General features: G+C 48.3%; 14 protein-coding genes and 1 pseudogene. 4 read left to right on the top strand and 11 right to left on the bottom strand.

The annotated features are described in order from the left end of the window. Nucleotides 1-2,481, bottom strand: a 2,481-nt coding sequence (gene purL / locus ACRC27_RS06635; protein WP_438639470.1) for a phosphoribosylformylglycinamidine synthase, incomplete at its 3' end; no start/stop codon positions are given. A 249-nt stretch (nt 2,482-2,730) separates the two neighbouring features. On the opposite strand from purL, the gene mltF reads away from it, so the two are divergent. Beyond that, nucleotides 2,731-4,275, top strand: coding sequence for a membrane-bound lytic murein transglycosylase MltF (gene mltF, locus ACRC27_RS06630; protein ID WP_438629344.1), 1,545 nt, complete (start codon nt 2,731-2,733; stop codon nt 4,273-4,275). Nucleotides 4,276-4,518: 243 nt separating this feature from the next. Then, complete coding sequence (locus tag ACRC27_RS06625; RefSeq protein ID WP_438622769.1) at nt 4,519-4,713, top strand: hypothetical protein; 195 nt, start codon at nt 4,519-4,521, stop codon at nt 4,711-4,713. Between the two features lie 37 nt (nt 4,714-4,750). On the opposite strand, the gene tadA is transcribed toward ACRC27_RS06625, so the two are convergent. Then, nucleotides 4,751-5,251 carry a tRNA adenosine(34) deaminase TadA gene (gene tadA, locus ACRC27_RS06620; RefSeq protein WP_438622768.1) on the bottom strand — a complete coding sequence of 167 codons (501 nt, stop codon included), beginning with the start codon at nt 5,249-5,251 and terminating at the stop codon, nt 4,751-4,753. A gap of 134 nt (nt 5,252-5,385) precedes the next feature. Further along, a complete protein-coding gene (locus ACRC27_RS06615; RefSeq protein ID WP_438629342.1) occupies nt 5,386-6,942 on the bottom strand; it encodes an AbgT family transporter in 1,557 nt (518 codons plus the stop codon). 310 nt (nt 6,943-7,252) lie between these two features. Here ACRC27_RS06615 and ACRC27_RS06610 point away from each other — a divergent pair, with 310 nt between their 5' ends. Together ACRC27_RS06610 and ACRC27_RS06605 are read left to right on the top strand one after the other, a co-directional pair. Then, complete coding sequence (locus ACRC27_RS06610) at nt 7,253-7,453, top strand: YaeP family protein (protein WP_438622851.1); 201 nt, start codon at nt 7,253-7,255, stop codon at nt 7,451-7,453. A 138-nt stretch (nt 7,454-7,591) separates the two neighbouring features. Next, nucleotides 7,592-7,840 carry a Rho-binding antiterminator gene (locus ACRC27_RS06605; RefSeq protein ID WP_438622766.1) on the top strand — a complete coding sequence of 83 codons (249 nt, stop codon included), beginning with the start codon at nt 7,592-7,594 and terminating at the stop codon, nt 7,838-7,840. A gap of 55 nt (nt 7,841-7,895) precedes the next feature. On the opposite strand, the gene ACRC27_RS06600 is transcribed toward ACRC27_RS06605, so the two are convergent. From ACRC27_RS06600 to dnaE, 8 genes and pseudogenes are all read right to left on the bottom strand, one after another. Then, nucleotides 7,896-8,219, bottom strand: coding sequence for a c-type cytochrome (locus ACRC27_RS06600; protein WP_438622765.1), 324 nt, complete (start codon nt 8,217-8,219; stop codon nt 7,896-7,898). 111 nt (nt 8,220-8,330) lie between these two features. Beyond that, a complete protein-coding gene (gene tilS / locus ACRC27_RS06595; protein WP_438639469.1) occupies nt 8,331-9,650 on the bottom strand; it encodes a tRNA lysidine(34) synthetase TilS in 1,320 nt (439 codons plus the stop codon). 163 nt (nt 9,651-9,813) lie between these two features. After that, complete coding sequence (gene pdxY, locus ACRC27_RS06590) at nt 9,814-10,671, bottom strand: pyridoxal kinase PdxY (RefSeq protein ID WP_438622763.1); 858 nt, start codon at nt 10,669-10,671, stop codon at nt 9,814-9,816. Nucleotides 10,672-10,811: 140 nt separating this feature from the next. Then, on the bottom strand, nt 10,812-12,947 hold the full coding sequence (locus ACRC27_RS06585; protein WP_438629336.1) for a lysine decarboxylase CadA: 2,136 nt from the start codon (nt 12,945-12,947) through the stop codon (nt 10,812-10,814). Between the two features lie 103 nt (nt 12,948-13,050). Next, nucleotides 13,051-14,373 (bottom strand): cadaverine/lysine antiporter, encoded by a 1,323-nt coding sequence (gene cadB / locus ACRC27_RS06580; protein ID WP_438622761.1) that lies wholly within the window; start codon nt 14,371-14,373, stop codon nt 13,051-13,053. Between the two features lie 1,352 nt (nt 14,374-15,725). Beyond that, nucleotides 15,726-17,372, bottom strand: a pseudogene (gene cadC, locus ACRC27_RS06575) (lysine decarboxylation/transport transcriptional activator CadC); the annotation flags it as partial. A gap of 237 nt (nt 17,373-17,609) precedes the next feature. Beyond that, complete coding sequence (gene accA / locus ACRC27_RS06570) at nt 17,610-18,569, bottom strand: acetyl-CoA carboxylase carboxyl transferase subunit alpha (protein WP_438622760.1); 960 nt, start codon at nt 18,567-18,569, stop codon at nt 17,610-17,612. Between the two features lie 13 nt (nt 18,570-18,582). Continuing rightward, the coding region (gene dnaE / locus ACRC27_RS06565) for a DNA polymerase III subunit alpha (protein WP_438639468.1) at nt 18,583-21,264 on the bottom strand (2,682 nt) is incomplete at its 5' end.

Here is a 21,264-nt window from a genome sequence, read left to right as displayed (position 1 = left end):
GCGTGAAACGCCCTGATCGGTGCGCAGTTGCGGTGTTACCGTGGCGCGCACATCTTCGACACGGGCAAACGCGGTGATCACCAGCGATAATGGCGAGGTGACTGCACGATCTTCACCTTCGTGCTGCCAGCGGGTTTTCATCGACATCGAGTCTTTTCCCACCGGAATGGTTAGCCCCAATGCTGGGCACAACTCTTCGCCTATCGCCTTAACTGCGGCATATAGCCCTGCATCTTCACCCGGATGACCGGCCGCCGACATCCAGTTTGCCGAAAGCTTGATACGTTTAATGTCACCAATTTGGGTCGCTGCAATATTGGTGATCGCCTCACCCACCGCCAGTCGCGCGGAGGCGGAAAAATCAAGCAGAGCAACCGGTGTCCGCTCACCCAGCGACATGGCTTCACCATAGTAGCTATCAAAGCTGGCACTGGTCACCGCACAGTTCGCGACCGGAATTTGCCACGGGCCAACCATTTGATCACGCGCGACCATTCCCGTCACACTGCGATCGCCAATGGTCACAAGGAAGGTTTTTTCGGCCACTGCCGGTAAGCGCAGCACGCGCTCAAGCGCGTCGTGCAAGGTTGCCGTACCCAGCAGCAATTTTGACCCTTCGGCCTGCTGGCTCTGCACATCACGTAGCATTTTTGGCACTTTGCCGAGTAGGACATCCATCGGTAAATCAATTGGATGATTATCAAAATGGCTGTCGTACATGCTCAAGTGCGGTTCAGCAATGGCTTCACCAATCACCGCATACGGCGCGCGCTCACGCTGGCATAGTGCATCAAACAGCGGCAACTGTTCAGGAGAGACAGCCAGCACATAACGCTCTTGTGATTCGTTACACCAAATCTCCAACGGGCTCATACCCGGCTCATCACTGGCAATCGCACGCAGATCAAACTTCCCGCCACGGCCGCCATCGTGTACCAGCTCTGGCATCGCATTTGACAAGCCGCCAGCACCAACATCGTGAATAAACAGAATCGGGTTCTGCTCTCCGAGCTGCCAGCAGCGGTCAATCACTTCCTGACAACGGCGCTCCATCTCAGGGTTATCACGCTGTACTGAGGCAAAATCCAGATCTTCGCTCGACTGACCCGATGCCATTGAAGATGCCGCACCACCGCCCAAACCGATATTCATCGCCGGGCCGCCAAGCACAATCAGTTTTGCGCCGACCGGGATCTCACCTTTTTGGATATGGTCTTCACGGATATTACCCAGCCCACCGGCCAGCATAATCGGCTTATGATAACCCCGGATCTCACGACCATTGTGGCTGCTGACCTCTTCTTCATAGGTACGGAAGTAACCTAGCAAAGCAGGTCGGCCAAATTCATTGTTAAAGGCAGCACCGCCAAGCGGCCCTTCGGTCATGATGTCAAGCGCCGACACTATACGGGCAGGCTTACCAAAATCGGTCTCCCACGGCTGTTCAAAGCCGGGAATACGCAGGTTTGAAACTGAAAATCCGACCAATCCGGCTTTTGGTTTAGAGCCGCGTCCGGTTGCACCTTCATCACGAATCTCACCGCCTGAACCGGTTGCCGCCCCCGGCCACGGTGAAATGGCGGTTGGGTGGTTATGCGTTTCAACTTTCATCAAGATATGGCTTGGCTCTTGATGATAGGCGTAACGGCCACTCTCTGGTTGAGCAAAGAAACGGCCAACCGTTGAGCCTTCCATCACCGCAGCATTATCTTTATAGGCAGAAAACACATGCTCTGGTGTTTTCTCAAAGGTGTTTTTGATCATCTTAAACAACGATTTGGATTGCGGCTTTCCGTCAATAATCCAATCGGCATTAAAAATTTTATGGCGGCAGTGCTCAGAGTTTGCCTGTGCAAACATGTAGAGTTCGATGTCATTTGGATTACGCTGTAAACGGCTGAAATTGGCATGCAGGTAATCAATTTCATCGTCAGCCAACGCCAGACCAAGGCGCTGATTAGCCAGCTCAAGTGCTGCGCGGCCTTCACCTAACACATCAATTGCGTGTAATGGTGCGGGTGTATGTTCAGTAAAGAGAGCCTGCGCCTGTTGCATCTGGGTAAATACGCTCTCCATCATGCGATCGTGCAGCAGGGAGCTGAGCGTATGCAACTGCTCGGCCGTCAGTGAATCTGCCGTAAGATAATAGGCAATGCCACGCTCTAGGCGCTTTACCTTTGTCAGGCCGCAATTATGTGCGATGTCTGTCGCTTTCGATGACCAAGGCGACAGCGTTCCCGGACGCGGGGTGATCAGCAACAAATACCCTTTAGGCTCATGCTCTGGTAAAGAGGGGCCGTAACGCAATAAGCGCGCTAATTTGCTCTGTTCGTCAGTTGTTAGCGGTGCGCTGACATCAGCAAAGTGCATAAACTCAGCATATACATCCGTCACAGGCAGTGTTGCATCCTGACAACAAGACAGCAGTTGCTTCACTCGAAAAGCCGAAAGCGCTGGCGAGCCGCGCAGTATTTCCATCATCGGTTAGCTCTCTTTAAGGTCAGTTTTGTCTAAAAGGCCGCCACATTATAGATAAATTCCAACAACAACGAAACCGTTTGCGTAATGATAGTTACAGGGGTTCAGACACACATTTACCGACATCCCGAAACCGAATCTTGTAATAAAAAGATTGCGTCAGGCCGGCTAGTTAGAGAAAATGCCGGATTCCGATTGCACAAAAAGCCACCAATTCATTATCCCCATAACACTCCGTAAAGAGATAATCTATTGAAAACGCTGAACTTTAAACTTATCAGCTGTCTGTTATTTCTAGCCGTGGGATTGGCTGTATTATTACCGGGACGTAATTGGTTTTTTAACAACGACAGTCAGTTAGAGCAGGTAAAAAAACGCGGGGAACTGCGTGTAGGCACACTAAACAATGCCTTCTCTTACTACATTGGCCCCAATGGCCCTTCCGGCCTTGAGTATGAGCTAAGCAAGCGCTTTGCCGACTATCTGGGTGTTGAACTGCGCATTGAATCAGCGTTCACTATCAGTGATCTGTTTCCTGCGGTAAATGAAAAACGTATTGATATGGCCGCAGCCGGCCTGCTGTTTAATCAAGAGCGCTTATCCCAATTTCGGGTTGGCCCCTCTTATTATTCGGTATCACAGCAACTGGTTTACCGTAAAGGGAAAACCCGCCCTAAAACGCTGAATGATATTCAGGGCACGCTGATGGTCGCCTCAGGCTCCGCGCACGCGGCAACCTTAAACCGATTAAAAGATGAAAAATACCCGAATTTACAGTGGCAAGTGACAACTGATCTCTCTTCCGATGAGATACTCAATAAAGTCGCGAGCGGAGAACTGGCTTACACGATCTCTGATTCAGTTGCGATTGCTGCATTGCAACGGGTAAAACCTGAGCTGGCGGTCGCTTTTGATATCAGTGATGAAGACCCCGTGGTCTGGTACATGCAAAAAAGCAAAGATGACAGCCTGTATGCAGCCATGCTTGATTTTATGAGCAATATTGTTGAAGACGGTACGCTGGCACGCTTAGAAGAGAAGTACTTTGGTCATATCGATGAGTTTGATTATGTCGATACACGGACTTTCTTAGCGCAAATTGAGAAGACTTTGCCGCAGTACCAAAAGCTGTTTGAGCAATATGCCGGTGAGCTCGACTGGCGCTTGCTTGCGGCTGTGGCATATCAGGAGTCACACTGGAATCCTGATGCAACCTCACCGACCGGTGTACGCGGCCTGATGATGCTAACGCGCCCAACTGCAAGTTCAGTGGGAGTAAATGATCGTACCGATCCTGAACAGAGTATTCGTGGCGGTTCAGATTATTTAAGCCGTTTGCTGGATAAAATCCCCGAGACAATTCCAGAAGATGAGCGCGCATGGTTTGCGTTATCAGCCTACAACATTGGTTTCGGACACATGATGGATGCGCGCCGGCTGACCAAGTTGCAAGGGGGTAACCCCGATTCGTGGACCGATGTAAAACAGCGTCTGCCGATGCTGAGCCAAAAACGCTACTACACGCAAACCCGTTACGGTTTTGCACGCGGCGGAGAGGCATACCGCTACGTTGAGAATATCCGCCGCTATACGCAAAGCTTGGTCGGTTATGATCAGGCACAACAGCTAGCGATGGAAGCCAAACAAAAAGAGGTTGCACCACTGAACGATACCGGTGAGGTGACCGTGATTAATTCAGCAAAAGAGGCCAGCACGCAAAATGCGATTCAGCAAGAAGCGATGGCCGAGCTAAAATCACCCAACACCAGTTTGATTACTGCCAAAGTGAAAGAGTAGTGGTGATAACGTAAACCGTACAAATAGGCGGCAGCTATTTTTAAATACGCCTGACAATACGCAACCTTGTTGCACCCTATACAGAGGCCGGAAAGAGATATCGCTCTTTTTCCGGCCTTTTTTAGCGTTCTGTTTTATCATACAGTTCAAGAATATTATTCTCTGCCTTTACCTATTATTCATATTCTGGTAACAGTATGCTTGTCTAATAGAGGTTTATATCGTTAAAAAGAGAGAGAAAATATGATTCGACGCCGTAAAAGTCTGGGTGCAAGGCGGGTGGGTGTAGCGTGGTCTCCGCGCCGTTTGCGGATGCTGGTTAACCGTAAGCGTAAGGTATTGTGCCGAAACCGTATTTTTGTGCTGTGTAATTTAGATGAGGTCTGCGCAGAATCACTCAATTATGCACTTTCAAGCCCTGCGCCTTCTGGCCGTTAATTGCCGTGTCTGACACGGCATTTTACCGAACAACATCCTACTCTAACGTCTGCTTTAACTGCATCTTGCGCGCTTTTTGCTCCGTCCGGCGGCGACGGAAAAAAGCACTCAGTTGCTCTGCACACTCAGCAGCCAGCACACCAGAAAGAATCGCCGGCTGATGGTTAAAATGCGGCTCACGCAGTAAATTCATCACCGATCCGGCAGTGCCGGTTTTTGCATCTGACGCGCCATACACCACCTGCGCTATCCGGCCATGTACCATGGCTCCGCAGCACATAGCACAAGGCTCAAGCGTGACATACAGTACCGCGTCAAGCAGCCGATAATTGCTGATCACCTGTCCGCCCTGACGGATTGCCATCATCTCGGCATGCGCTGTCGGGTCATGCTGACCGATAGAGCGGTTCCAGCCTTCGCCAATCACCTGCCCATTGAGTACCAGCACAGCACCGACTGGGACCTCTCCCTCAGCCTCGGCACGTGCCGCCAGCGTCATCGCATGGCGCATCCAGAATTCATGATCTTGTTGTTGCATGTTGTCACTCAGCGTCTTTCCTATCTTGCCGTGTATTATAAACAATGGCAGTTGAATCAACACCGTATCACGCCAAGTGGTAGCAAAAAATGTAAAAAAGGCTGCCAAGGCAGCCTTTTACAGTACGCAAAAAATTATCCGGCGATAGGATAAGTATAAGATGCTTGCAGCCCCAGTGGCAGACCTAAGCCCCACCAGCAGAGCAGGAAGATGATCCAGCTGATCATAAAGGCAATTGAGTACGGCATCATGATGGAAACCAATGTTCCCACGCCGGTCTCTTTTACATAGCGCTGGCAATACACCACCACCAGCGGGAAGAAGACCATCAGCGGTGTAATGATATTGGTGGTCGAATCCCCAATGCGGAACGCAGCTTGTGTCAATTCTGGCGATAACCCTACAGCCATCAGCATAGGGACCATAATTGGTGATAACAGTGCCCATTTCGCTGATGCCGAGCCGATCAGGATGTTAACCATCGCTGTCAGCAATACCATGCCGATAATGGTCACTTCGCCCGGTAAAGCCATATCTTTGAGTACACCGGCACCTGACAGCGCCAGCAACGTACCCAAATTAGAATCCCCAAAAGCCTTGATAAACTGCGCGCAGAAAAATGCCATTACCATGTATGAGCCCATTTTGCTCATGGTACTGCTCATGGCATCAATAACATCTTTACCGGATTTAAATGTACCGGCCACTCGGCCATACACAATTCCCGGAAAGATAAACAGCAGGAAAATCAGCGGGACAATAGATTTCATTACCGGCGCGCTATAACTGGTCAGCGAACCGTCAGCAGCACGCAGCGGCGAGGTTTCTGGCCACAATAGTGCAGCAAGCAGCAGCAGACCACCCAACATGGTCAAGCTGGCAGCACGAAAACCACGGTTATCGGCTTCGCTGTACGCGGTCATGTCTTCTGGTTCTGGCAACTCATCATTTAGCTGCATTTTACTGACGCGCGGCTCAACAATACGCTCAGTAACCCACCAGCCAACCAGTGTGATCATCACTGATGAAGCCATACCAAAGAACACATTACACAAGGTATTTACGGTGTAATCACCGTCAAGTAGACGGGCAGCCGCTTGGGTAAAGCCTTGTAACAGCGCATCATTACCGCAGGGAATAAAGTTTGCGGCAAATCCGCCGGACACACCGGCAAAGGCGGCAGCCAAGCCAACCAGCGGATGACGACCCGCAGCATGGAAAATAATGCCCCCAATCGGGATCACCAAGACATATCCAGCATCGGCTGCGGTGTGGCTGAGCATCGCCACAAAAATCAGCATCGGAGTCAGCAGTTTAGCAGGCGTGACCCGCAGCAACTTTTTCAAACCGGTATTGATGTACCCCGATTGTTCGGCAACGCCAACACCGAGCATGGCAACCAAAACGATCCCAAGCGGTGCAAATGAGGTGAATGTGGTCACCATATTGGCCAGAAACGAGGTTAAAGCCGCACCGGTCAGCAGGTTATTGACCTGAACGGTTTCACCATTGGTCGGGTTAACCATATCAAATGTCATCTGCGACAAAGCAGCAGAGACAACCCATACTAAAATAAGCGCATATAAAAACATGATGGCCGGATCGGGTAATTTATTCCCAGCCCGTTCAACACCGTTGAGGAAGCGGTTCATCATGCTATTTTTTGGCGTTTGTGCTTGTAGTTCGGTCATTAGCATCCTGCCCAAGAGTAGAAGAAATAAAAAAGCGAAGAATGCTACCATGAAGGGATAAAACCATATATTACACAACTCAAAGAATAGATATTACCTATTTAAATCCGCCAAAATTGGCGAGATTGCGCACATATCATCAAAACGTAACGGTCTATTTTCCTTTATCTGCATAATTTTTGAGTAAACCGATTGCCAAAATAACGAAAAGATCTTCCTTGTATATGCAAGATCTTCTTTATGTAATAGCTTGTAGTAAACTACAAGCAGATGTAATACCCGTATTTTTATTTATTTTATGAGGTTTATGATGTGGCAATTCGGCGAGCGCGTCCGTCAGGTATATGCACAAATTGGCAGTGGTGAAGTTGGCTATATTTCCGATGCGCTGCTTTGTGTATTAAAAACGTTAGACCGGATAGCTGAAAACAGCAGTCTGCCGGAAGATGTTCGTCAAGAAGCAGCTTACGCAGCAGCAAATTTATTGATGAGTGATGTCGAGCTGAAATAAATCTATGATGCACTGATGCATAACGCACTGTGCATGACCTATCAATGAAAGAGATAAACAGCTTATCACATCAGCAGTAATACGTTGTCTTGTACTTATACGGTTTACCGCGCGCCGCGTGCGCAGAGGAGTACTACGATGAAAGAGTATCAGCCTATATCTTGTGCTATTTATGACTTGCTTGAACTGGCGTGTATGCACCATTACCGGCTGCATATCACCCAAAAATCGGGCGAAGTGATTGAGGGCAAGGCACTGGATATGCAGGTAAAAGATCATCAGGAGTTTATCGTGGTACAACTGTCTGATGGGTATGAGATGACGCTGCGTCTGGACACCTTACACTCGGTCAGCCATGAGCGGTTCGGTGTCCAGTTTTTTGATTAGTCTGACGCTAAGTCAATATGACTAAACAAGCACTTATCGCGCTGATTTTGCGGGATCACTTCCCTTTTAGGCTGGCATAGTAAGCGGCTAAATCAGCCAGTTGTTGATCGGTCATGCTCTCCATCAGTGGAGTCATCATACTGGTCATGCCGCCGGTGCGATCGCCATCACGGTAGGCACGCATTGAGATATCCAGATAGGCCGCATTTTGTCCGGCCAGACTCGGATAGATTGGAATAGCGGCAATGCCCGCTTTGCCGTGACAAGAGGCACAGCTTGCTGAAAGCACTTTACCCGCTTCAATATTGCCGTCAGCTGCCAGTACCGACGAGGATACGCCAGCTGCAAGCAGCAGAGCGAAAAATACGCCTGATTTCATATTTATCCCTTTTATTATTCTGCTTTTTTATTCTTTATGGTTTGTCGTGTTGATGCAAACCCAAACAACGCAACAAACCATAGCTCGACCTGTCAATAACGCGCAGAGCTATCAGCAAAGCCACGGTTTAGCCCAGTAAATTTGCCATTGAGGCTCTTTTTCTACCGCCTGCCCTTCACGGGTGACAAATACGCCCAGTGCCGCGATCAGGGTTTCACCATAAAACAGCAGCGGAATACGATCACGCTGCCACGGCGGGATTTGATTCTCTTGCCACAGTTTTTTCAACTGGCGTGAACCGTTACGCCCGATGATATGAAATTTACCCTGCGCCCGAAAACGGATGCTGACAAACTCAGCCGGTAACGGAGCACGTACGGTAATACCACCGCTTTGCAACCGCAATTCACCCAGATGATCCGGCAGAGTTAACGGGCCAAGGCCATTCCACATGTGTACGGTATCATGCAGTGGCTGCATTTGCGGTAACAGGTACAAGCGCTGCTTAAAGCGGCGCACCTGCCACAACTGAATACCCAAAATAGGATCTGCATCAGCACGCGCAAGCGCAACCTGCGACCACAGCCGTTGCAGTTGCTCGCGTGATGGCATCAGCACACCAAGGCAGGAGAACCAGCGGCGCAGCACAGCTTGCCGCTTAAAATCAGACATGGCTTTGAGCCCATCAATTTCGATAGACTCCTCATCATCGAGCAACGCTTGCAGCGATTCGAGCAGCAACTCATCGAGCAGAGCCTCCTGCTCACCGCACAGCGCAGCACTGCGGGCAATAGCATCACCGATATGCGGCCAACGCTGGGTTAAGGTTGGCAGTACCCGTAAACGCAAGAAATTACGGTCAAAACGCGGATCGGCATTACTTTCATCTTCAATCCAGCGTAGTTGATTGTGCTGCGCATAAGCTTCGATTTCAGCACGGGTCACTTTCAACAACGGGCGTAATTGCTGCCCACGGGTAAATGGCATTCGATCGGTCATTGCGGCTAAACCGGCTGGGCCACTGCCGCGCTTTAGCGCCAGCAGTACCGTTTCCATCTGGTCATCCAGATGTTGGGCTGTGACCAAGCTCTCTCCGGCAACCAGCAGATTACTGATCGCCTGATAACGAGCATCGCGGGCTGAGGCTTCAAGGCTAGTCTGTGTTTTTTGCACCTGTACGCGCGCCACATCTAGCGGTACGTTCCATTGCGCGCAAATCTGCGCACAGTGATCAGCCCACATATCGGCATTCTGGCTTAAACCATGATGAACATGTACCGCCCGCAACACTAATGACGGGTTAAGTGTGCGCAAACGCGCCATGACATGCAGCAGTACTGTTGAGTCAACACCACCACTGTACGCCACTAAGATACGGGTATCTTGTCCGAGGCATTCAGCAGCATGTGTCAGAATAAGATCGCTGTTCATAAGATTTTAAAGGTCGTTAATCTGGATCAGCACAAAGAGGGGATAACAATCTGTTATTGATAGGATAATCGGAATTATCATACAGGTTGTTATGGCAATACGGGTAGCGAATACCTCAGCTACCCGTACGCACGTTATCGCTCAATAGCTTAGGATGCAAGGATCAAAGCACTTGCGCCCGATATTGGCTGACCGGGTTCACAATATGATTACGTGCAGCAACAATTTGGAGTTCATATTTTTGGTTTTGCAGTGTACAGGTCATCACATCATTAATCGCATTAGCGGTATGCTCAAACGCTTCACGCTCGGTTTTACCGTTTAGCAAGTTGGCCAGAAAAACAGCACTGGTCAGGTCACCAACGCCGACAGGCTGACGATCAAAATCATGCAGCGGACGGCTGATGTGCAGAGTCTGCTGCTGGCTAACCAACAACATTTCAAACTGCTCAGGATTTTTACCCGCACGGCTCAGATGCTTTACCAGCACCATTTTCGGGCCACGCGTCAGTAAATGTTTTGCTGCAGCCACGGCCTGTTCAAAATTATCAACAGCCATGCCCGACAAAATTTGCAGCTCTATCAGATTAGGTGCTAATACATCAGCACAAGGTACAGCATCACGGGTTAGGAACTCGGCTACACCATCGGCAACAATACAGCCTTTTTCCGGATGCCCCATGACGGGATCACAAAAATAGAGCGCATCAGGATTTTTTGCCTTCACCGCACGCACGGTGGCTAAAATAGATTGCCCCTGCTCTGCCGCCCCAATATAGCCCGACAGCACTGCATCACACTCATTAAGTACACCGATCTCATCCATTCCTTGGGTAATCAGACCAATTTGCTCCTGCGGAAAGACCATACCTTGCCATTTTTTATATTGGGTATGATTGGAAAATTGCACCGTATGCAATGGCCAAACATCAACACCCAGCAATTGCATTGGTAATACGGCGGCTTTGTTGCCCGCATAGCCATAAACCACATGAGATTGGATAGACAGTACATTTTTCATCAATTACGTGCTCCGAACGCGCAGCAGGGCAATCAGCGTTTAATTTGAATGGGTAAAGTAGAATAGGTTAAGAATATAAGATTTCATGAACGTAAGGTAAAAAAAACGGCGCTAAATGCGCCGTTTTTTGTATATACAAATTACTGCTTGATGATTTTCACAGTGTAACGGCCGTCGTCTTGACGGTATGCACCGTGGATATCAGTTTCGAAACCTGGGAAGTGAGCCCCGATTTCGCACAGCATTTGCAGGAAGTCCAGCACTGGGCGGCTCTCTTCGGTGATCATCTCACCTGGCATTACCAGTGGAACACCTGGTGGGTATGGCAGGATCATGTTCGCATTGATCTTACCAACCATGTCTTCCAAGTAGCACTCTTCGATGTTGCCACGCAGTTCTTGTTGGAACGCAGCGTGTGGAGTCATCACTAGCTTAGGCAGAACTTCGAACGCAGTGTACATCAGTTCTGGCAGGTTGTGATGGCAAATCAGCTTGTGAATGCCTTGTGCCAGTTCTTGAATGCGCATCTCTTCGTAGAACTCTGGGTTAGATGCGTACACGCTTGGCAGTACGTTCTTAACCTTCATGTTCAGGTCGTAGCAGCGTTTGAACTCAGTCAGGCCGCGCAGCAGGCTCAGAGCCTTGGTCTTATCGATACCGATGCTGAACAGGAACAGCAGGTTGTAAGGACCAGTCTTCTCAACGATGATGCCACGGTCGTCTAGGAACTTAGCAACCAGTGATGCTGGGATACCTTGCTCTTCTAAAGAACCTTCTTTGCTCAGGCCCGGAGTCAGCAGGGTAACTTTGATTGGGTCAAGGAACATATGATTTTCATCGATGTCCTTGAAGCCATGCCAGCCGTCTTTCGGATCCAAGTTCCAGCAAGCCACTTCATCAATGTTCTCTGGCTGCCATACGTCGAAGAACCAACCTTCGCACTCAGCACGCAGTTGCTTGATTTCCTTACGGAAACGAATTGCGCGGTCGATAGAACCTTGAATCAGACGCTTACCTGAGTTGCCTTTCATCATTGCAGCAGCAGTCTCAGTAGAGGCTACGATACCGTAATGTGGAGAGGTAGAGGTGTGCATCATGTACGCTTCGCTGAAGGTCTCTTCGTTGATATCACCTTTAACGTGAATCATAGAAGCCTGAGAGAACGCCGCCAGCAGTTTGTGAGTAGACTGGGTTTCGTAGAATACTTTACCCGGTACACGCTCACCGCTCATACCACACTTGCCCTTGTAGATAGGGTGGAAGTTAGTATAAGGAACCCATGCAGAGTCAAAGTGGATAGACTTAACATCCAGAGTTTGCTTGATGGTATCAGTGTTATACAGCAGACCGTCGTAAGTAGAGTTAGTTACTACGGCGTGAACTGGCCACTCTGCATTTGGTGTTTCAGCAATTTTCTGCTCGATAGTTTCACGAGTGAATTCACTGTGCGGGATACCACCTAAAATACCGTAAGCGTTACGGGTTGGGCGGAAGTACAGTGGAGTCACATCGCTCATCATCATCAGGTGAGTCAGAGATTTGTGGCAGTTACGGTCGATCATGATGGTGCTGCCAGCTGGCGCTGAGTACATACCTACGATTTTGTTCGCAGTAGATGTACCGTTAGTCACCATGTAGCTACGCTCAGCATTGAAAGTACGTGCAATGTACTCTTCTGCTTCTTTGTGCGGGCCTGAATGGTCCAGCAGTGAACCCAGCTCGCCTACAGAGATAGAGATATCAGACTTCATGGCGTTCTCGCCGAAGAAATCATAGAAAATGCTACCTACTGGAGATTTCTGGAACGCAGTACCGCCCATGTGACCTGGAGTACAGAAAGTGTACTTGCCTTCGTCAACATATTTGAACAGTGCTTTAGTCAGCGGAGGCAGAATCTCGTCAACGTAAGAAGCAACAGCTTGCTTAATTTTCAGAGAGATGTCTGAAGCCATGTCCAGCGCATACTCAAAGAAAGTTACGTTCAGGCGCAGATCGCTCAGGCTAACGTCCAGGCTTGAGTGGGTGTTAGCAAACGCGAACAGAGGCAGCTTTTCGTTCAGTTCGTTGATATCGCGGCACAGGTCTAAGCTGTAGTTATCCCAGTCAAATACCACACCCGCAACGCGAGCATTGTTTTCCAGCAACTTCAGCAGATCTTCACGATCGTTTGGATAAACAACTTGGAAGCCTTTGTCTTCTAAAGACGCATGCAGTTCACGGATCGGTTCTTCTTTAAAGAACGCGCCCATATGGTTCATGATAGCAATAATATTCATTTACAACCCTTACTTAATACCGTGCCATTACCTTTGTTATATCAAGATAATCAAGAGTGTAATGGCACGTTAGGAGAAGTCTTTATCGCGTTAGTCGCATAAATTACGCGGCTGAAGCGGCTTTGTCTGCGGCGCTTTTCTTACCAATTTTGTTTGCATAGAACATCAAGATGATCAGGCTAACAATAAAGGTTGCAGTCAGTTCAGCAGAACCGGCACCAGCCAGAGCGATGAAACAGAATGCTGCAGCAATTACAGACGCTACGATGCTTAGAACACTACGGGTAGTTGCACCCTCGAAACGAATCAGGTTAACCGCTGAGTAGAAGTACGGCAGCATAGTCAGCAGTACCGCGATACCGGTCAGCTGGCCGAACAGGTCAGAAGCGTTCGCGCCATTTGAACTTGCTACAGTCAGCAGAACCATCAGAGCAGTCATTTTGCAAGACGCCAGAATCAGGCCTTTCTTAGGTACGCCGTTCTTGTCCATCTCGCCATATACAGCCGGGAAGTTGCCGTCTTGTGCAGCACGAGCACCCGCTTGACCTACCAGCATCATCCAAGAACCCAGAGAGGTCAGACATGCCAGAGCAGTGAACGCAGAAACCAGTGGAACAGCCCAAGAACCAACCATCTTAGAAGTACTTACGGCAAATGGTGCACCTGATGCAGCCATTTCAGCAGCAGGGAACATACCCGCCATTACCTGAGTAGCCAGAATGTAGATGATACCTGCCAGACCCGTTCCCAGCATGGTTGCCATTGGAACAGTACGCTGTGGGTTTTCAACCATACCGGTACTTACCGCGGCAGATTCAACACCTACGAATGCCCACAAGCACAGCAGCACAGAGCTGATCACGGCTTTAGTGTTTGGCTCACCGGTGGTGTTCCAGTTAGCAACATAAGTGGCAGTATCAAACCAAGCCCAACCGAAGATAGCAGTACCTACAACAGGGATCAGAACCAGAACCAGACCGATACTGGTCAAACGGCTCACCCAAGAACCACCCAGCAGGTTGATAAAGGTAAAGAACCATACCGCACCGATACAGGCGATACCGGCAGCAACCGGCTGGTTCAAAACTGGGAAGAATGTAGACAGATACGCAACTGCGGTAATTGCAATTGCCAAGTTACCAATCCAGTTTGCATGATAATACAGCACACCAGTTTGGAAACCGAAAACCGGAGCAACCTCACCTGCATAAGCAATTGGGCCACCCTCTTGCGGGTTCTTTGTAGCAAGGCGCGCATAAACATAAGCCAATGACATTGCGCCAATCAGGGAAATAACCCAACCCCAAATAGAGATAGAACCAATACGAGCTAAGTTAGCTGGCAGCAGTGCGATACCACTACCCATCATGTTACCGGCAACAACACCTGTACAGGCAAGTAGACCGATTTTTTTCGTCGATGACATGGTGACTCCTGAATTTCATTTTTTGAAATTTCACCATTACGCTAAATATTGTGGATATAAAAAATACCCCGTATCAACGTAATGACTACTTTACTGATATGGCATCATCGTGAACCACATCAGCCTGAAGTACTATTTGTATAAACAAGCTCTATAAAGTTAAATAAACGTAATATCCCACTGACTTATTTTCTCTCTTTATGACAGCACAAACTCAGTACTGCTGATTAAGATAAATATTTTCAGCTGATATTACGTTTCAGCACCTTAACAAAACAGACCGGCTCACCTAGTAAACAACGCCTTTATCTTTGGCATTTGCTTGTTAGCATTTGCAATATTGCGTTGGCATTATCAGGCTGGCAAAAATTAAGTATTGATAAAACACTGCTTAATCACTGCCGAGCTATTTCGTGAGACAAATATATCTATCGGGCGAAAGAAAGTCCTAAAGTAAAACTAAACTTCTTCCCTCACATCAAGAAATGACACAAAGAGTACCTCTTGACCGTCATGTCAAAATGTAACAAGCGCTAAGAAAAAACAGCGAAAAAGCATAATTAAAACATTAAAATCAATGAGTTGATACGCATTTCATAATGTAAAAATAAACCTAAAAGCGTAAATCGGCACTCACAATTGATATATTTAGACACAAACCGCGCAGAGTGGAAATGAGTGTATTTTAAGCACATATAAATATCTTGATAATATTTATATTGCTTAGATAAATCCTCATCAGCGCAGAGCAATAGAACGACATATCTCATACCGAAAAAGCATCAATTCAATGGTTAACAGACACACTATTGACTAAATAGAACCGATATCGGTGACTGCAACGGTCTCATTTTCACCCAGTGCATAAAACAAACAATACAAAGCGGTGATGGCACATGCGAGCTCATCACATAAACAGTACTCCACCTACCTAAACGGCTGTAATATTACGGCGGCACTAATAACATCATCATCTAGATGATGAAATTTTAAAAGATAACCCCCTATTTTAGGATACAAAAAATATACACAACGAAAGATAAATGCATCACCACTAAACGAAAAATAAGGATATGCCATACAGCACATAATGAAGAGTAAAAAACGATGCTAAAGAAAAGGAAATAAAAAAGAGAATAGAAGGGAAAAGAAGAAAACAAAAAAGAGAACACACAGAGAAAATGAAAGAATAAATCAAAAGCAGAATGTTAAACGAAGAACACTAAAAAGAAGCAATAGAGTGCAGTGCGTAACTCATCATTACCTGCACATTGCCATTATTCGTATGACTCATTATTCAGATAAAAAGCTACCGCACTCAAATCACTTTGGAAAAGTGCGTATTTAATCCAGTAGTAGGTTCCAGGCCCTGGCTGATGATTATAGGCAGAGAGATAGGCATCCGAAGCATCACTGAATAAACCCTCAAGCTCATACACCTTACCCAAAATCACATACGACAACCAGTTTTTCTCTAACCTGACCGCCTGCTCAGCATATGACTGAGCCATGGCCAGATTACCGTTAATCAACTGAAATAGCGCCTGTAACTGCAGTAAAATCGGGTTGCCCTGCAACTCAGGATTTTCAACCAAAGCGGCCAGCTGCTTTTTAAAATCGTTACGCAACTCAGCATAGTTATCTGCCGGTTGTAGCGTCATCAGCACCATATTATTCAGCAACAACTCAGCATCGGCATAAATAAATTTCGGATAACGCTTCAATAATGACTGTAACAACTCGCGCGCAGACAGCAAAGAATCCACATCGCCATTTTGCAGCAACTGATGCGCATGATAATACTGACGCAATGCATCACCATCTTGTGGTGCAACACGGCCTAATCTATCAATCAACCCCGTTGGAGAAGCCAGACCCAACACCGCAAACACATGATTAATGACATCAACCTGCACCGTCAGTAAATTGGTTTCGGTAATAATATACCGTTTGCTCATCAGTGTTTTTTTGGTGGCATTATTAACCAAAGAAATCGCCAAAAAACACTGTGTTGCAGTGTGATGCTGCTGATGCTCAAACTGTGCATACAGCGTTTTACCGGCCGTAGGTAAACGGTGGCCAATGTAATTGGTCATATCGTGCGCGGTATACACACTGTAATTATTCAGTGCCTGTGACAATAATCCGTTAACACTGCTAATTGCACCCTGACTCTCAGCACACGGTGTATCTGTATCGGATACCCACTGGATCTCAATATCATTCGGATTCATCAGCAACGGTGCGTTCTGGCGAGCAGGGTATAAAAAATAGGCCGATAATCCGGCAAGCACTGCTAATAACAAAGAGATAAACGCCACTTTCCAACCCACCGAAGACGGCACAGGAACGGCAGCGCGAGTCTCCCCTACCCGATGGCTTGTAGATAACTCGGCAACTCGGCCCTCTGCCACACTATCGGCCACATTCACAGATAGCGTCGTGGAATGCTCTCCCCCTATCTGCGTCTGCATCTCGTTGACTTTATGGGTCTCCGATACATGATCAGCACTCGAAGCCGTATCACTTTGCTGCCCCAGCATCATAGAAGAGGTCATATTGACCGAAGAGAGTGGTGTTGTCAGTAAATCACGGGTATCGAGCATACTGTCAGCGCGCATTTCACCGGTGGGTTCAAAGCTGCTGTCAAAACTGCCATCTAAGCGATCATATGACATACACACAGTGACAGGTGCAACAAGGCGATAACCACGCTTAGGCACGGTCATAATATATTCAGGCGCATCGGCACGGCCATCTTTCAGGCTTTTACGCAGCTCTGAAATGCACTGAGTTACCACATGCGGGGTGACAATATTGCGCGTCCAGACATTATCAATCAGCTCATCGCGGCTCAGTACTTCCCCCGGATGGGCGGAAAAATAGCAAAGCATATCCACGAGTCGTGGTTCAACCACCAAAACCCGATCTTCACGGACTAATTTATTATCGGCGGCAGAAACTAGCCACTCACCCACTCGGTAAGATTGATCTCGCATTATAAGGAATGTGGTTTCATGCTATCAGCGCAAAATTTTGAGGTTGCAAGGCTAACACGCTTTCGATGTTAGAAAAACTTCCCATATCAAACAAAATTGAGAAAAACGTACTTTCCTTGATATAAATGTCACTTCACGTATGTTATATGCTCGATCCTGAGCTGTAAAAATGGCGGCATACTGCCGCCATTTTTGTTTATCATCGGTAATACCCGGTTATCACAGGCCGTAATGCCATCAACAGTAACCGTAATTCATCAAACGGTGATAACGACGATCGAGCAGCATTTCGGTATCTAGCACATCAAGATCTGATAAATCCTGAGCCAACTGCGCACGCAACGCTTCGGCCATCGCCGGAACATCACGGTGTGCCGCACCGAGAGGCTCGGGGATCACACTGTCAACCAAACCCAGCTCATGCAGACGTGGCGCGGTAATGCCCATCGCTTCAGCCGCTAAAGGTGCTTTATCGGCACTTTTCCACAAAATAGAAGCACAACCTTCTGGGGAGATCACTGAATAAGTGCTGTATTGCAGCATATTCACTTTATCACCCACCCCGATAGCCAGTGCGCCACCTGAACCGCCTTCACCGATCACCGTACAGATAACCGGTACTTTCAGCGTTGACATCACTTTCAGGTTATGTGCAATCGCCTCTGACTGACCGCGCTCTTCTGCGCCCACGCCCGGATAAGCACCCGGCGTATCAATAAAGGTGATAATCGGCAGATTAAAACGCTCAGCCATCTGCATCAGGCGCAGCGCTTTACGATAACCTTCCGGTGCCGGCATACCGAAGTTACGGCGGATTTTCTCTTTTGTCTCACGCCCTTTTTGATGGCCAATAACCATCACCGGACGATCATTTAAGCGCGCAATCCCGCCGACAATCGCCTTATCATCAGCAAAAGCCCGATCTCCGGCCAATTCATCAAATTCGGTAAAGATATGCTCAATATAATCAAGCGTATAAGGGCGACGAGGGTGGCGAGCCAGTTGCGCAACCTGCCATGCACCTAAATCGGCAAAAATCTTACGGGTCAGCTCAATGCTTTTTTCCTGTAAGCGACGGATTTCATCATCAAGATCAAAATCCATTTTTTCATTTTGGCGATTTACCGAGCGAAGCGAATCAATTTTAGCTTCCAATTCGGCAATCGGCTGTTCGAAATCCAGAAAATTCAGACTCATAATTATGTTTGTCCTAGTCAAACTCCAGCTCGACCTGTTCAGACCCAACCAGCGTACGCAGGCTAAGCAACAGTTGATCGGATGGTGTTACACGCCATTCAGTACCCAAACGTAAACGGGCCTGTGCATCGTCCCGCTGGTAATAGATATTGACCGGCACACTTCCGGCGCGGTGTGGCTCCAATGCCTGCCGGAAACGGCTGAAAAACTGGTCATCAATTTGCCTGTCTGTCAGCGAGATAGCAAGGCTGCGAATGTATTTTTCCCGCGCCTCGCCGATATCCAGTACTTCCCTGGCCGTCATTCTAAGTCCGCCAGAGTAGTCATCAAAGCTGACCTGTCCGGTCACAATCAGAATTTTATCTTTTTCTATCAGCTGTTGATACTTATCTAACGCATCAGAGTAGAGCATTACTTCTAAACGGCCGGAACGATCATCGAGTGTTAACAGGCCAATGCGTGATCCACGCTTGGTCGTCATCACCCGCGCGGCAACCACCAAACCGGCGGCAGAAGTCACCTGTCCACGCGGTGAGGCTACCATGTCTTTTAAGCGCGCCGGTACATACCGCTCAATTTCTTTCAGATATTGGGTGATAGGGTGTCCGGTCAGATACAACCCCAGCGTTTCACGCTCACCCTCAAGCCATACCTGATCAGGCCAAACCGGTACATTCGCGTAGGCTTTTTCCACTTGCTCGGGAGCATCAGCCAACACACCGAACATATCAACCTGCCCCAGAGCTTCGGCTTTGGCATGCTGATCGGCCGCTTTTAACGCTTCGGCAAGCGTCGCCATCAACGCTGCACGATGCGGGCCAAGTCGGTCCATTGCGCCGGATAAAATCAGTTTTTCCAGAATGCGGCGATTAATCCGTTTGACATCAACACGGGCACAAAAATCAAATAAATCTTTGAAATACCCCCCCTGATTACGCGCTTCAACAATCGCCTCAATCGGGCCTTCACCCACCCCTTTTACCGCGCCAATACCATACACCACCTCACCTTCTGGGTTGACGTGAAAACGGTAATGGCCGCTATTAACATCAGGCGATAAGATCTTCAGCCCCATCCGGCGGCACTCTTCGACTAAACCGACAATTTTATCGGTATTGTCCATATCGGCAGTCATTACCGCCGCCATAAACTCAGCCGGATAGTGCGTTTTTAACCATAATGTCTGATATGACACCAGTGCATAAGCAGCGGAGTGTGATTTATTAAATCCATAACCGGCAAATTTCTCTACCAAGTCAAAGATCTTCATCGAGAGTTCGCCATCAACTCCGTTGTTCTCAGCACCCTCTTTGAATGTGCCGCGCTGCTTGGCCATCTCCTCAGGCTTTTTCTTACCCATCGCTCGGCGCAACATATCTGCACCACCCAGCGTATAGCCAGAGAGTGTTTGCGCAATCTGCATCACCTGCTCTTGATACAGGATAATGCCGTAAGTTGGGTCAAGAATCGGCTGCAGTGATTCATGCTGCCACTCAACATCAGGGTAGGATATCGCTTCACGGCCATGTTTACGGTCAATAAAGTTATCCACCATCCCCGACTGTAACGGGCCTGGGCGGAACAGTGCCACCAGAGCGATCATATCCTCAAAGCAGTCAGGCTTTAGACGCTTGATCAGATCTTTCATCCCGCGAGATTCAAGCTGAAATACCGCCGTTGTCTCCGAGCGTTGTAACAGGTCAAAAGAGGGCTGATCCGTTAGCGGGATCGCCGTAATATCAACGGGAGGTAATCCCTCTTTCTCAAGGCGCGGGTTAATCATCTCCAGCGCCCAGTTAATGATGGTTAACGTGCGCAGACCCAAAAAGTCAAACTTGACTAAGCCGGCATACTCCACGTCATTTTTATCAAACTGAGTAACCGGATGATTCCCTTCAGAATCACAATACAGCGGTGAAAAGTCAGTGATTTTGGTCGGTGCAATCACCACACCACCGGCATGTTTACCGGCATTGCGGGTCACCCCTTCGAGCTTACGGGCCATGTCAATCAGCGCACGAACCTCTTCATCGGCATCGTACACCTCTTGTAGCTGTGGCTCAGCTTCAAAGGCTTTTTCCAGTGTCATTCCCGGATCTGGCGGCACTAATTTTGAGATGCGATCAACAAAACCATACGGGTGGCCGAGTACTCGCCCAACATCACGAATAACCGCTTTGGCCGCCATCGTACCGAACGTAATAATTTGCGATACCGCTTCGCGACCATACATTTCGGCAACATGATCAATCACCTGATCGCGCTTATCCATACAAAAATCGACATCAAAGTCGGGCATGGAAACACGCTCAGGGTTCAAAAATCGCTCGAACAGCAGATCAAATTCCAGCGGATCAAGATCGGTAATACTCAGCGCATACGCCACCAGCGAACCGGCCCCTGAACCACGGCCAGGGCCAACCGGAATACCGTTATCTTTTGACCACTGGATAAACTCCATCACAATCAAAAAGTAACCGGGGAACCCCATCTGGTTGATAACATCGAGCTCAATTTGCAAACGCTCATCATACTCAGGCCGGCGCTCGGCACGGGTTTTCGGGTCGGGAAACAAGAAAGCTAATCGCTCTTCCAGACCTTCGCGCGATTTAAGCACCAGAAAATCTTCGGTACTCATATCTCCGGTCGGAAATTGTGGCAGAAAATATTCGCCTAAACGTACCGTGACATTACA

The sequence above is a fragment of the Plesiomonas sp. genome (assembly GCF_051650925.1).
Classification (GTDB): domain Bacteria; phylum Pseudomonadota; class Gammaproteobacteria; order Enterobacterales; family CAMTGL01; genus Plesiomonas.
Note: the sequence above shows the minus strand (reverse complement) of the source record. Positions and strands in the feature narration are given on the sequence as shown.